Source organism: Microbacterium aurantiacum (assembly GCF_031625015.1).
Taxonomy (GTDB): Bacteria; Actinomycetota; Actinomycetes; order Actinomycetales; family Microbacteriaceae; genus Microbacterium; species Microbacterium aurantiacum.
Map to the genome: position 1 here is coordinate 119,319 of NZ_JAHWXH010000003.1, position 12,707 is coordinate 132,025.

Consider the following 12,707-nt stretch of genomic DNA (forward strand, 5'->3'; position numbering starts at 1 on the left):
GATGAGCGATCCGAGCGGCTACGTGCGCGAGCGCACACAGGAGGGGCGTCGCGACGTCCGGTGGCCCGCGGCTCCCGAGCCGCTCCCGGTGCCGGTCTACGACAATCACGCCCACCTCGAGATCGTCGACGGGGACGAGCCGCTCGATCTCGCAGCGCAGCTCGCCCGCGCGGACGAGGTCGGTGTCATCGGCGTCGTCCAGGCCGGCGGCGACATCGACTCCAGTCGGTGGTCGGCATGGGCGGCGGCATCCCACCCGAGGGTGCTCGCCGCCGTGGCGATCCACCCCAACGAGGCGCCCGCGTACCAGGCCGCGGGACGCCTCGACGAGGCGATCGCGGTCATCGACGAGCTCGCCGCGCAGCCGCGCGTGCGCGCCATCGGCGAGACGGGGCTTGACTTCTTCCGCACCGAGGCCGAGGGCCTCCCGGCCCAGTACGAGAGCTTCGAGGCGCACATCGCGCTCGCCAAGACGCACGACATCGCGATGCAGATCCACGACCGCGACGCCCACGATGAGGTGCTGGCCACCCTCGAGCGCGTCGGCGCACCCGACCGCACGGTGTTCCACTGCTTCTCGGGCGACGTCGACATGGCACGCATCGCCGCGGACCGCGGCTACTACCTGTCCTTCGCCGGGAACGTCACGTTCAAGAACGCGCAGAACCTCCGCGATGCCCTCGCGGTCACGCCGCTCGAGCGGATCCTCGTGGAGACGGACGCACCCTTCCTGACCCCGACCCCGCACCGCGGGCGCCCCAACGCGCCCTACCTGATCCCGGTGACGGTGCGCTTCCTGGCGGCCGAGCTCGGCGTCGAGCTGGACGAGCTCTGCGCGCGGATCGCCGCGAACACCCTCGCGGTCTACGGCGCCTTCGGCTGACGGACGAACAGCGTCTCGGTCTGCTCGAGCTCCATCCCCTTGGTCTCGGGGATGCGCAGGAGCACGTAGAAGAAGGACAGTGCCGCGAAGGCCGCGTACATCCCGTAGGTGACCGGAAGCGACCACGACGACATCGCGGGGAAGCTGACGGTGATGAGGAAGTTCGCGATCCACTGCGCGCCGGCGGCGACGCCGAGCGCCTTGCCGCGGATCCGGCTCGGGAAGATCTCGCCGAGGAGGACCCACACCAGCGGTCCCCACGACGCGCCGAACCCGATGACGAAGAGGTTCGCGGCGACGAGGGCGATGGGTCCCCAGGGCGCCGGGAGCGACACCGCACCCTCGGCATCCGTCGTGGAGAAGGCGAAGCACAGCGCCATCGTGCCGAGGGAGACCGCCATGAGGAGCGATCCGCTGAGGAGGATGGGCTTGCGGCCCACGCGGTCGACGAGGAAGATCGCCACGAGCGTGACCAGGACGTTGATCACCGAGGTGAACACGCTGATCCCGAAGGACGACGACTCGTCGAACCCGACCGACTGCCACAGCGTCGTGGAGTAGTAGAAGATCACGTTGATGCCGACGAACTGCTGGAACACCGACAGGATGATGCCGACCCACACGATCGGCTGGAGCCCGAACCGCGGGCCGCGCAGCGACACCCCGGCGTTCTTCTGGTCGGTGACGATCCGCTGCTGCAGCTCCCGCATCGTCTGATCGAGGTCGACCTCGGGGACCAGTTTGGCGAAGATCGCGCGGGCCTCGTCGGGCTTGCCCTTGGCGATGAGGAATCGCGGCGACTCGGGCATCTTCAGCGCGAGGAGACCGTACACGAGCGCGGGGACCGCTTCGACCAGCAGCATCCACCGCCAGGCCTCGAGCCCCAGCCACAGCGTGTCCGATGCACCGCCGGCGACACCGGCGAGGACGGCGTTGGACAGGAGCGCGGCGAAGATGCCGAGGGTGATCGCGAGCTGCTGGAGCGAGCCGAGCGTCCCGCGGATCTGACGCGGCGCGACCTCGGCGATGTACGCGGGGGCGACCACCGAGGCGATGCCGATGCCGATGCCGCCGACGAGCCGCCAGAAGGTCAGGTCGATCGCGGTGAAGGCGAGACCCGAGCCGAGGGCGCTGACGAAGAACATCACCGCACCGATGAGCATCACCCGCAGGCGCCCCCACCGGTCGCTCAGGATGCCGGCGAGGACCGCGCCGAAGGCGCAGCCGAGGAGGGCCACGGCCACCACGAATCCGGTGGTGATCGAGGTCAGACCGAACTGGGTCTCGATCGAGTTCACCGCGCCGTTGATGACGGAGGAGTCGAAGCCGAACAGGAACCCGCCCACCGCGGCGGCGATGGACAGGGCCACCGCACGACGACCGAAGGGACTCTTCATCGAGAACGCGGACGTGGGCAGGGGAGATGTCATATCCGGAACCGTAGTCCTTCCCATCGCGAGGGGGGAGCTTCGGCGCGCAACTAGGGTGGAGAGCATGCCCGTCCAGCTTCTCGGCGCCGGTGAGATCCGCGCGCTCGCGGCCGAACTCGAGGTCACCCCCACCAAGAAGCTGGGGCAGAACTTCGTCGTCGACGCCAACACCGTCCGCAAGATCGTCCAGGTCGCCGGTGTGCGCGCGGGCGAGCGGGTGGTCGAGGTCGGGCCGGGGCTCGGGTCGCTCACCCTGGCGATCCTGGAGACCGGTGCGTCGGTGACCGCTGTCGAGATCGACCACCGCCTGGCCGCGCGGCTCCCGCAGACAGCCGTCGCCCACGGCGTCGCACCCGACGCGCTCACGGTCGTGGACGCCGACGCCCTCCGCGTCCGCGAGCTCCCGGGCGAACCCACGGTGCTCGTGGCGAACCTCCCGTACAACGTCTCGGTCCCGGTGCTCCTGCATTTCCTGGAGTCGTTCCCGTACCTCGAGCGCGGGGTGGTCATGGTGCAGGCGGAGGTCGGCGAGCGCCTGGCGGCGCCCCCGGGGTCGAAGATCTACGGCGCGCCGAGCGTCAAGGCCGCCTGGTACGGCGCATGGCGCCTGGCCGGCACCGTCTCGCGTCAGGTCTTCTGGCCCGTCCCGAACGTCGACAGCGTTCTCGTGGCGTTCCGGCGCGACGCGACACCGCGCGGATCCGAGGAGCTGCGGCGACGGACGTTCATGCTGGTGGACGCCGCTTTCCAACAGCGTCGGAAGATGCTCCGGCAGGCGCTGTCCGGTGTGCTCGGCGGATCCGCGGCTGCGGCATCCGCTCAGCTCGAAGCCGCGGGGGTGGCCGCGACCGCGCGCGGCGAGGAGCTCTCGGTGGAGGACTTCGTCCGCATCGCCGAGATCGTCGGGCCCGCCTGAGCGACGCCCCTGAAGGCCACCGCACGTGCCCGTCGGGATCGGGCGCAGGGACCGGTGCAACCTAGGTTGACAGCACCTTCGTAGCAACATAGGTTGACGGCATGCAGTCTTCCCAGATCGCGGCAGTGGCATCCGACACCAGCGACCCGAAAGCAGGGTTGCGGGCAGTGGCGGCGTTGCGCGTCCTCGCGGACACCTTGGAGCTCAGGCAAGTCGAGGCCGCGCTCCGGGCGGGGATGAAATGGCAGGACATCGCTGACGCACTGGGAGTGACCCGGCAAGCCGTGCACAAGAAGCACTCCAAACGCGTCGACCCCACGATCCCGATCCTCAGGAGGAACGCATGAGCAGGTTCGTTCGCGCCGCTCAGACCACTCAATCTCTCTCCCTCGCCGCGATGGAGGAGGCATCGCGAGCAGGCCTTCGCGTCGCGGACCTCGAGCACCTGTTTCTCGCCCTCGTCATCAGCGATCAACCCGCGGGAGGTGCGCTGCGCAGCATGGGCATCGACCTCGACGGCGCCCGCCGCGCAGTCGAGGAAGAACGGGCGGCCCAGCTGGCATCGCTCGGCATCGAGGCGTCATTCCCTGAGGCCGGACGAATCGTCTTCCACGAGACGGACGGATACGAATGGAGCAAGCGCGCTTCCGACCTGATCGCGCGCTCCATCTCCAGAGACGACAAGGGCGACGCTGCGGCGGTGCTCCGAGAACTCGTCACCGAACCCAGTGGCCTGATCGCCAGCATCCTCGACCGCCTCGGCGCGACGCCCCGGGCCGTGCTCGACCGCCTCGCCCCGTTCGACGTCCCCGTCGAAGGAACGGCGACGACGTCGGGAGAGACGGAGGGTCGTGTGACGGGGTCGATCGAAACATTCGTTGCGGCGCCGATCGAGGAGGTGTGGCGGTTTCTCGTGGACCCGAGGGCCATCCCCGATTGGGAGATGAGTATCGGCACCATCGACCACGGAGACCAGGACCCCATACCCGGCATGGTCTGGCGAGGCCTCGCGCCGGTCCGTCGTCCGGATGGGAAGCCGCTGACGGTGAAGCCCCGGTTCCGCCGCCGCAGCATCGAACTCGTCGCAGCCCATCGACCGGAGCGGATCGCGTGGAGTTTCGCCTACCCCGACGCTCCACAGGGCAGTCCGATTCTGACGGAGTTCACCCTGGCGGCCACGGTGGGCGGTACCCAGGTCCAGATCACGAGGTCGTGGTCTCGACGCCAGGGTTGGCGAATGCTCGTCGTGTACCCGCTCCGCTCCGTTCAGAAGTTCATCGTGTGGATCACCCTGTTCCAGACCGGCAGTGCGGTCAGCCGAGCATTCCGCTGACTCCGGAGTCGAAAGCACGGTCATCGGACGGGAACGTTCGCCGAACGTTCACCCTTTCCGGCCTGTCCGTCGGCCGGGACGACGAAACATGCCGGTAACATTCGGGCCATGCGCACCGCAGAGCATCCGGCGCCCGAACGCGTTCTCCTGCACATCAGCGACACACACCTGCGCGCCGAAGGCGCCCGTCTGTTCGACACGGTCGACGCCGCCGACCGACTGCAACGGGCGTTCCGCGTCATCGCCTCCTCCGGTGTCCGCCCCGACGCGGTGGTCTTCACCGGTGACCTCGCCGACCTCGGCGAGCCCGCGGCCTACGCGCAGCTGCGCCGCATGGTCGAACCCCTCGCGGCATCGCTGTCGGCACGCGTGCTCTGGGTGATGGGGAACCACGACGACCGCGGCGCGTTCCGCGCGGAGCTCGTCGACGGCGACGCCTCGGACACCGGCGTCTACGACCGGGTCGACGAGCTCGACGGACTCCGTGTGATCACGCTTGATTCGACCGTCCCCGGTCACCATCACGGCGAGATCTCCGAGGCGCAGCTCTCATGGCTCGCCCACGTGTTGTCCACGCCCGCGCCGCTCGGCACGATCATCGCGATGCACCACCCGCCCGTCCCGAGCGTCCTGCCGCTCGCCTCGAGCGTCGAGCTGCGGGATCAGCGCGCGTTCGCCCGGGTGGTGCGGGGAACGGACGTGCGGGCGATCATCGCCGGGCACCTCCACTACTCCACGTTCGCCACGGTCGCCGGCATCCCGGTGTCCGTCGCCTCATCCACGTGCTACGCGCAGGACCTGACGGTCCCCACGGGGGGCACGCGGCCGCAGGACGGGGCGCAGGCGTTCAACCTGGTGCACGTCTACGACGACACCGTGGTCCATTCGGTCGTCCCCGTCGACGCTCCGCGGACGCTGGAGTTCATCGACCCGGGGGAGGCGCAGCGCCGCCTGCGGGAAGCGGGTGTCGGCCCCGTCAGTGCTGCGCGACGGGATGCGCCGCGCGGACGGACGACGTTGCTGCGCTGAGCTCCTGCCGCTCCCACGGGGCCCGGACGGGGAACATCCGCTCCAGTGCCGCCCGCAGGGTCTGCACCCGCACCTCCTCGGGGACCTCGGCGTTGCCCCCGTCGTTGAGGCAGAACATGTCGACATCCGCTCCGTCGGCGAGCCGATCCATCTGGCGCAGCCCCCGCGCGAGGGTCGTCTGCACGTAGCGGACGCGCGGCGCGCGCGTGGACACGGCCCGGCCCGTCATCATCGCGTAGTAGTGGTAGAGGCTGTTGGTGACGGAGATGTCGGTCGCCGAACGGAAACGGGAGGCCGCCGTCCGGGCGAAGTCCTCGGGGAACGCGGCCTCGAGCTCGGACATCACACTGCGGCGCAGGGGCGTGGCGCAGTGCTCGAGGTCGCGCACGATCGTCCGACCGAAGCGCTCGGCGAGCAGCGCGCGATTGACCCGCAGACCGTTGTCGTGTCCGCTGCGGTGCACCGCGGTCGGCCCCGCCCCGATCCGGACGTCGCACTCGACGAACTTCGTCACGCCGCCGGGGGTGAAGAACATCTCCGGTTCGACGAGGCGGCCGAAGAACATGTCGTCGTTGGAGTAGAGGAAGTGCTCCGCGAGGCCGGGGATGCGGTGCAGCTGGGCCTCGACGGCGTGCGAGTTGTGCGTGGGGAGCACCTCCGGGTCGGCGAAGAACTCCTCGCTGCGCACGACGGTGACCTTCGGGTGCTCGTCCAGCCACGCCGGCACGGGGGAGTCGGTGGCGATGAAGATGCGCCGCACCCACGGCGCGTACATGTGGACACTGCGGAGCGCGTAGCGCAGCTCGTCCACGTGCCGGTAGCGGGCCGGTCCGTCGTCGCCCTCGCCGACGACGTACTCCGCCATCTGTGCGGCACGCTGCCGCTGGAACTCCGACGCGGAGCCGTCGACCCACGAGAAGACGATGTCCACGTCCTCGGTGACCTCCTGCGGCTGCGGGTCGAACATCCCGGAGATCGTCCGCCAGGTGCGGCCGTACCGCTCGATCTCGACGAAGGACACGTCCGCCGTCGCGGTGGTGCGACGGGTGAGGGTGTTGTCCCGCGGGGCCTCGATCGTCTCGTCGCCGAAACGCCAGAACTCCACGTGCGCCGCCAGCGACGCGCCGTAGCGGAGGCTTCCGGACGGGGTGATCCGCGGGCGGTAGAGGCGCACGGTGGCCGGCGTCTGCGCGAACGGGGCGCCGTCGGCGACGAGGGTCGGCGGCGCGCCCTTCGTCTTGACGTAGAGGGGTTCGCGTCCGCAGGCGTCCGCCAGTGCCGTGAAGGCCCGCTCGGCGTCGTCGATGTCGACCACGAGGGCCGGGAGGAAGCGGGAGTGTCGGATGAGCACCGTGTCGATCCCGGCATCCCGCAGCACATCCGCGACGAACAGCAGGTCCGCGATGCGCGCATCGTGCGGGGCGAGGTCGTCATGGACGAGATGCAGGATCCCGGCGTCGACGACGACGTCCGGGCGGGCCAGCAGCGTCGTCCAGGTGTGGGTGCGCGCGGGGAGAGCCGACAGTGTGGTCACGAATCCTCCTTCTCGGATGTCGCGGGTGTGCGTGTCCGACTGAGCAACGATACGCGCCCGTCGTTACGCGCAGGTTTCGCCGCACCCCGTGCCGCTCCGCGGCGGAGTGGATAGCCTGGGGCGGTGACCGAATCACCGCGACCGCGTTCGCGCGGAGGAGACCTGCATCGCCCGTGGACCGCGGCGGAGGACCGCTACGACCGTCTCGCGTATCGGCGGGTGGGTGGGTCGGGGCTCGTCCTTCCGCCGATCTCCCTGGGCCTGTGGTGGAACTTCGGCGACAACATCCCGTTCGACGATCAGCGCACGCTCCTGCGGCACGCGTTCGACCGGGGGATCATCCACTTCGATCTCGCCAACAACTACGGGCCGCCCTTCGGCAGCGCCGAGACGAACTTCGGTCGGATGATGCGCGAGGACTTCGCGCCGTACCGCGACGAGCTCATCCTGTCGTCGAAGGCGGGGTACGAGATGTGGGAGGGCCCCTACGGCGACGGGGGGTCGCGGAAGTACGTCCTCGCGAGCGCCGAGCAGTCCCTCCGCCGCATGTGCGTCGACTACGTCGACATCTTCTACTCGCACCGCGTCGATGACACCGTGCCCATCGAGGAGACGATCGGGGCACTGGACACCCTTGTGCGTCAGGGCAAGGCCCTCTACGTCGGGATCTCCTCCTACAGCGCCGAGCGCACGGTCGAGGCGGTCGCGGTCGCGCGGTCGCTCGGCACCCCGTTGGTCATCCACCAGCCGGCGTACTCGATCCTGAACCGCTGGGTCGAGGACTCCCTCACCGGCGTCCTGCGTCAGGAGGGCATGGGGGCGATCGCGTTCACGCCGCTGGCCCAGGGGCTCCTCACCGACAAGTACCTCGGCGACGGACCGGTCGACCGCGCTCAGGACCGCGGGTCGCTGCGCGGCATGACCCTCACCGACGACCAGCGCGGTCAGCTGCAGAGCCTCGACCTGATCGCGCGGGAGCGCGGGCAGACCCTCGCGCAGATGGCGATCCAGTGGGTCCTGCGAGATCCGGTGGTCGCCTCCGCCCTCATCGGCGCCTCGCGACCCGCGCAGCTCGACGAGAATCTCGCGGCGCTGGACGGTCCCGCGTTCACGATCGAGGAGATCGAGCGCATCGACGCCCTCTCCGACGGCATCGATGTGGACCTCTGGTCGGATTCGGCCACGCGATGACCGACGCGGCGCGCTCGGCGGCGGTGCGCGTGCGCGCCCCCGGCAAGCTCAACGTCTTCTTCCAGGTCGGAGGAGTCCAGCCCGACGGCTACCACGACGTGGCCTCGGTGTACCAGGCGGTGTCGCTGTACGAAGAGATCCGGGCCACGCACGCACCGGGATTCTCGATGACCGTCCGCGGCTCGGTCGACGTCTCGGGCGTCCCCGCTGACGACCGCAACCTCGCCCTGCGTGCGGCGCGCATGCTCGCGGCGGAGATCGGGTACGACGGCGGCGTGCACCTCGAGGTCGTCAAGGACGTTCCGGTCGCCGGGGGAATGGGAGGCGGATCGGCGGATGCCGCGGCCGCGCTCGTCGCCTGCGACGCGCTGTGGGGTGCGGGCCTTGCGCACACGACGCTGCACGCCCTCGCCGCCCGGCTCGGTGCCGACGTGCCCTTCGCGCTCATGGGGGGCACGGCGGTGGGGACGGGACGTGGCGACGAGCTGAGTCCGGCGCTCGCCACCGGCCGCCTCGACTGGGTCATCGTGCCCGCCGAGGGCGGCCTGTCGACCCCCGCGGTCTACGGTCATCTCGACGAGATGCGCGCCCGCGGCGACGCAGCCGAGGCTCCCGTGCCCGCGGCCGCCCCCGAGGTACTCCAGGCGCTGCGGACCGGGGATCCCCGGGTCCTCGCCGGGCAGCTGCGCAACGATCTGCATCAGGCGGCGCTCTCGCTGCGTCCCGACCTCGCGCGGGTGCTCGACCTCGGCACGGAGGCGGGGGCCCTCGCGGGCATGGTGTCCGGCTCGGGACCGACCCTGGCCTTCCTCGCGGCGGGGTCGGAGGCGGCGCTCGAGCTCCAGATCGTGCTGTCCGCGGCCGGCCTGACCGCCCTTCACGTGCACGGCCCGGTCGCCGGAGCCCGCGTCCTCTCGGCCTGACCCCGGGGACGTCGGGGCCGGTGCGTAGCATCGAGGGGTGATCGACGACTCCCTCTCCCGCGACCTGCACGCCACCGACGTCTCGGAAGCCTCCGCGGTCCGCCTCGCCGCCCGCGGCCTTGAGCTGCGTCGTGTGCCCGGCACGGACGACGGCTTCCCGGCCTGGCTGCAGGTCGTCGCGCGCGGCTTCCTCGACGGCTCCCGCAGCCCCGCGCAGATCGAGGCGGTGCGGGAGCGCTCCGCCTACCGCCGGGCGACCGGGGTCTACGACCCGTCCGCACCGGACCCGCACGCGCCGGTGGCGACGCTCGCTTCCTGGCGCGGCGAGCTCTCCGTGCCGGGGGACGCCGCGATCGCGGCGTGCGCCATCTCCTCGGTGACGGTGTCTCCGACGCACCGGCGTCGCGGGATCGCGCGCGCTCTGCTGGAGGGGGAGCTCGACGTCGCGCGATCGACCGGTTTCCCCGTTGCGATGCTGACGGTCAGCGAATCGCCGCTGTACGGCCGCTACGGCTTCGCCCCGGCCGCCTTCGGTGCCTCCTGGCGGATCGACGCGCGTCGCGCGGGCTGGATCGGCCCGACGCCCTCCGGTCGGGTCGACTTCATCTCCCGCGAGCGTGTCCGGGAGCTCCTCGCGACGGTGCACGAGCGCATCCGCCGCGCGGTCCCCGGCGAGGTGGATGTGCCGGGCGGTCACTGGGATGCGATCGCGGGGACGCGGCCCGACCTCGAGAAGGCCGAGCAGCGACGGGCGGTGCAGTACACCGACGACGAAGGCGAGGTGCGCGGCGCGCTGGTCTACACGGTGCAGGAGAACGAGGCGGACTTCGCCGCGTCGCGAGCCCACGTGCACTATCTCCTCGCGGAGACCCCCGACGCGTATGCGGCGCTGTGGCGCTTCGTGCTGTCGCTGGACCTCATCGCCGAGATCACCGCCGATCAGCTGTCGGTGGAGGAGCCCCTGCGCTGGATGATCGCCGATCAGCGCGCGGCGACGGTGTCCGTCCGAGATCACCAGTACGTCCGCATCCTCGACGTCGCACCCTGTCTTTCGTCCCGTCGGTACGGTGCGCCGGGAGCGGTCGTGCTGGAGGTGTCCGACCCGCTGGGGTACGCCGAGGGGCGATGGCTCCTGCGGGTGGCTGACGACGGTGCCGCCGCCGTCACGCCGCTCGCGCCGGAGGACATCCCTGCCGACGCCGTGGGCCTCGCGCTCGGGGTCGAGGAGCTCTCCGCACTGTTCCTCGGCGGGGTGTCGGCGACCACGCTCGCGTACGCCGGTCGGATCCGCTCGACGGATGCCGACGCCGCCGGCCGGATCTTCGCCTGGCCGACGGCTCCGCGGCTGTCGATCTGGTATTGATCGGCAGCGCGCGGATCAGGCGAGAGTGAGGAAGAGCTTCTCCAGCTCCTCCTGGGTGAGGCCTTCGGCCTCGCGGGTGGCGTCGGGGTCGGCGACGCAGTCGCGCATGGCGGCCGAGACGATGGCGAAACCCGCCCGGTCCAGGGCGCTGCCCACCGCCGCGAGCTGGGTCACGACGTCCCGGCACGCGCCGCCGTTCTCGACGGCGGTGATCACACCGCCGAGCTGGCCCTGTGCGCGCTTGAGACGGTTGACGATGCGTCTGCGCGTCGCGGCCTGCTCCTCGGGGGTGCCGGTGATCATCATGCGCGTGCTCCTTCGGTGGTGGTGTCGGGGGTGAGGATCCGGTCGATCTCGGCACCGTACCAGTGCCGGAGGGTCTGGATGCCGCCGGAGAGCGACGCCGAGTCCAGCCCGTTCCCGACCAGGATCCGGTGGGCGATGTTGGCGCGGACCCCGGCGGCGCACAGGACCCGCACGGGCCGCCCGGCGGCCGCTGCGTGCACCTCGTCGATGCGTGCGCGCAACTCCGTGTGCGCGATGTTGAGGGCTCCGGGGATGTGCCCGGACGCGAACTCGGCCGGGGTGCGGACGTCGAGGATCAGGCTCGAGGCGGCCACGGCGTCCAGGTCGGCGGCGTACCACAGGCGCAGTCGCCCCTCGGCGACGTTCTCGGCGACCATGCCGGTGAGGTTCACCGGATCCTTCGCCTGGCCGTAGGGAGGCGAGTAGGCGAGGTCGAGGTCGATGAGGTCCATCGCCGTGAGCCCCGCCCGGATCGCGGTGGCGAAGACGTCGATGCGTTTGTCGACGCCTTCCGCGCCGACCGCCTGCGCCCCGAGGATGCGGCTGTCGTCGGCGGCCACGTGCACGATGAGGTGCACGGGGGAGGCGCCGGGGAAGTAGCCCGCGTGCTGGTTCGGGTGAAGGTGCAGGGTGTGGTGGGCGATGCCGGCGCCGTCGAGGGTGGCGCGGTTGGCTCCGGTCATCGCCGCCGTGAGGGAGCCGACCCGGACCACGGCGGTGCCGAGGCCCGTGGGGATCGGACGTCCGGCGCCGTGCCCGAAGATGTCGTCGGCGATGAGTCGCCCCGCGCGGTTCGCGGGGCCGGCGAGGGCGATCGGGCGCCGCGCACCGGTCACCGCATCGACGCTCACGGTCGCATCCCCTGCGGCCCAGATTCCCGGGATGCTGGTGCGACCGCGGTCGTCCACGACGATGGCGCCCCGTTCGTGCGCCAGGCCCGCGTCCACCGCGAAGGCGGTGTCGGGGCGGACCCCGACCGACAGGACGATGACGTCGGCGGGCACCCGTGACCCGTCGGCGAGGACGACGACGTCCTCCTCCGCGCCGGGTTCGATCCGCTCGGCGGCGATGCCCGCGTGCACGCGGATGCCGAGTCGGCGGAGTTCGGCGTCGAGAAGGTGGGCGAGCTCGCGCTCCAGCGGGGGGAGGACGTGCGCGGCCATCTCGACGACGTCGACCTCGAGTCCTGCGTGGTGGAAGGCTTCGGCTGCCTCCAGTCCGATGTAGCCGGCGCCGAGGACCACCGCCCGCCGCGCACCGTCGTCCACGCGTGCGCGCAGGCCCACGGCATCCGCCACCGTGCGGAGGGTGCTCACGCGGTCCGAGTCGAGTCCCGGCAAGGGGGGCCGCAGGGCGCTCGCGCCGGGGGTGAGGACGAGCGCGTCGTAGGAGAGGGTGTCGGCCCCGGCCGCCGAGACGACTGTCACGGTCCTCCCGTCGGGCTCGATCGCCGACACCTCGTGGCCGCAGCGGACGTCGAGGTTCAGAGCGGCTCGGAGGGAGGCCGGGGTGTGGAGGAGAAGCGCGTCGGCATCGGCGATCTCGCCGCTGACGTGGTACGGGAGGCCGCAGTTCGCGAACGACACCTCCGGTCCGCGCTCGAGGACGACGATCTCGGCTGACTCGTCATGCCGCCGGGCTCGCGCGGCGGCGCTCATTCCAGCGGCGACGCCGCCCACGATCACGATGCGCACAGGTGTCCTCCTCGTGCCGGGACCCGTCGTCCCGGCGGCTCTCCGAGTATACCCCCTGGGGTATCGGTAGGGCAACGCGACGGGCGAGAGCGGAGGACTCGCCTA

General features: G+C 71.1%; 12 protein-coding genes. 8 read left to right on the top strand and 4 right to left on the bottom strand.

Annotated elements, in window-relative coordinates; genetic code table 11:
• Position 1: 1 nt before the first annotated feature.
• Positions 2-883 (top strand): TatD family hydrolase, encoded by an 882-nt coding sequence (locus tag KZC50_RS13350; protein WP_301133617.1) that lies wholly within the window; start codon positions 2-4, stop codon positions 881-883.
• Here KZC50_RS13350 and KZC50_RS13355 read toward each other — a convergent pair.
• Positions 865-2,313 (bottom strand): sugar porter family MFS transporter, encoded by a 1,449-nt coding sequence (locus KZC50_RS13355; RefSeq protein WP_310892004.1) that lies wholly within the window; start codon positions 2,311-2,313, stop codon positions 865-867. The genes KZC50_RS13350 and KZC50_RS13355 overlap by 19 nt on opposite strands.
• 64 nt (positions 2,314-2,377) lie before the next feature.
• Here KZC50_RS13355 and rsmA point away from each other — a divergent pair, with 64 nt between their 5' ends.
• The 4 genes from rsmA (at position 2,378) to KZC50_RS13375 (ending at position 5,591) form a co-directional block, all read left to right on the top strand.
• The gene (gene rsmA / locus KZC50_RS13360; RefSeq protein WP_310892005.1) at positions 2,378-3,229 is read left to right on the top strand and encodes a 16S rRNA (adenine(1518)-N(6)/adenine(1519)-N(6))-dimethyltransferase RsmA; all 852 of its coding nucleotides are present in this window, start codon (positions 2,378-2,380) and stop codon (positions 3,227-3,229) included.
• 101 nt (positions 3,230-3,330) lie between these two features.
• Complete coding sequence (locus tag KZC50_RS13365; protein ID WP_236968843.1) at positions 3,331-3,576, top strand: hypothetical protein; 246 nt, start codon at positions 3,331-3,333, stop codon at positions 3,574-3,576.
• Positions 3,573-4,562 carry an SRPBCC family protein gene (locus tag KZC50_RS13370; protein WP_301133613.1) on the top strand — a complete coding sequence of 330 codons (990 nt, stop codon included), beginning with the start codon at positions 3,573-3,575 and terminating at the stop codon, positions 4,560-4,562. Before KZC50_RS13365 ends, KZC50_RS13370 begins: the two co-directional genes overlap by 4 nt.
• 108 nt (positions 4,563-4,670) lie before the next feature.
• On the top strand, positions 4,671-5,591 hold the full coding sequence (locus tag KZC50_RS13375) for a phosphodiesterase (protein ID WP_053548745.1): 921 nt from the start codon (positions 4,671-4,673) through the stop codon (positions 5,589-5,591).
• Here KZC50_RS13375 and KZC50_RS13380 read toward each other — a convergent pair.
• A complete protein-coding gene (locus KZC50_RS13380) occupies positions 5,539-7,125 on the bottom strand; it encodes a stealth conserved region 3 domain-containing protein (RefSeq protein WP_053548744.1) in 1,587 nt (528 codons plus the stop codon). The two genes, KZC50_RS13375 and KZC50_RS13380, sit on opposite strands and share 53 nt — an antisense overlap.
• Before the next feature lie 123 nt (positions 7,126-7,248).
• On the opposite strand from KZC50_RS13380, the gene KZC50_RS13385 reads away from it, so the two are divergent.
• Genes KZC50_RS13385 through KZC50_RS13395 form a run of 3 tightly spaced genes read left to right on the top strand, consistent with a single transcriptional unit; the run spans position 7,249 to position 10,602 of the window.
• Entirely contained in the window at positions 7,249-8,316 is a 1,068-nt protein-coding gene (locus KZC50_RS13385) for an aldo/keto reductase (RefSeq protein ID WP_053548743.1), read from the top strand.
• The gene (locus KZC50_RS13390) at positions 8,313-9,239 is read left to right on the top strand and encodes a 4-(cytidine 5'-diphospho)-2-C-methyl-D-erythritol kinase (RefSeq protein WP_301133608.1); all 927 of its coding nucleotides are present in this window, start codon (positions 8,313-8,315) and stop codon (positions 9,237-9,239) included. The genes KZC50_RS13385 and KZC50_RS13390 overlap by 4 nt, the downstream gene beginning before the upstream one ends.
• A gap of 37 nt (positions 9,240-9,276) precedes the next feature.
• Entirely contained in the window at positions 9,277-10,602 is a 1,326-nt protein-coding gene (locus KZC50_RS13395) for a GNAT family N-acetyltransferase (protein ID WP_310892006.1), read from the top strand.
• Positions 10,603-10,617: 15 nt separating this feature from the next.
• On the opposite strand, the gene KZC50_RS13400 is transcribed toward KZC50_RS13395, so the two are convergent.
• Both KZC50_RS13400 and KZC50_RS13405 read right to left on the bottom strand, forming a co-directional pair.
• Positions 10,618-10,908, bottom strand: a complete 291-nt coding sequence (locus tag KZC50_RS13400) for a metal-sensitive transcriptional regulator (protein WP_310892007.1) — start codon at positions 10,906-10,908, stop codon at positions 10,618-10,620.
• Complete coding sequence (locus KZC50_RS13405; protein ID WP_310892008.1) at positions 10,905-12,602, bottom strand: FAD-dependent oxidoreductase; 1,698 nt, start codon at positions 12,600-12,602, stop codon at positions 10,905-10,907. Before KZC50_RS13405 ends, KZC50_RS13400 begins: the two co-directional genes overlap by 4 nt.
• Between the last annotated feature and the right edge of the window lie 105 nt (positions 12,603-12,707).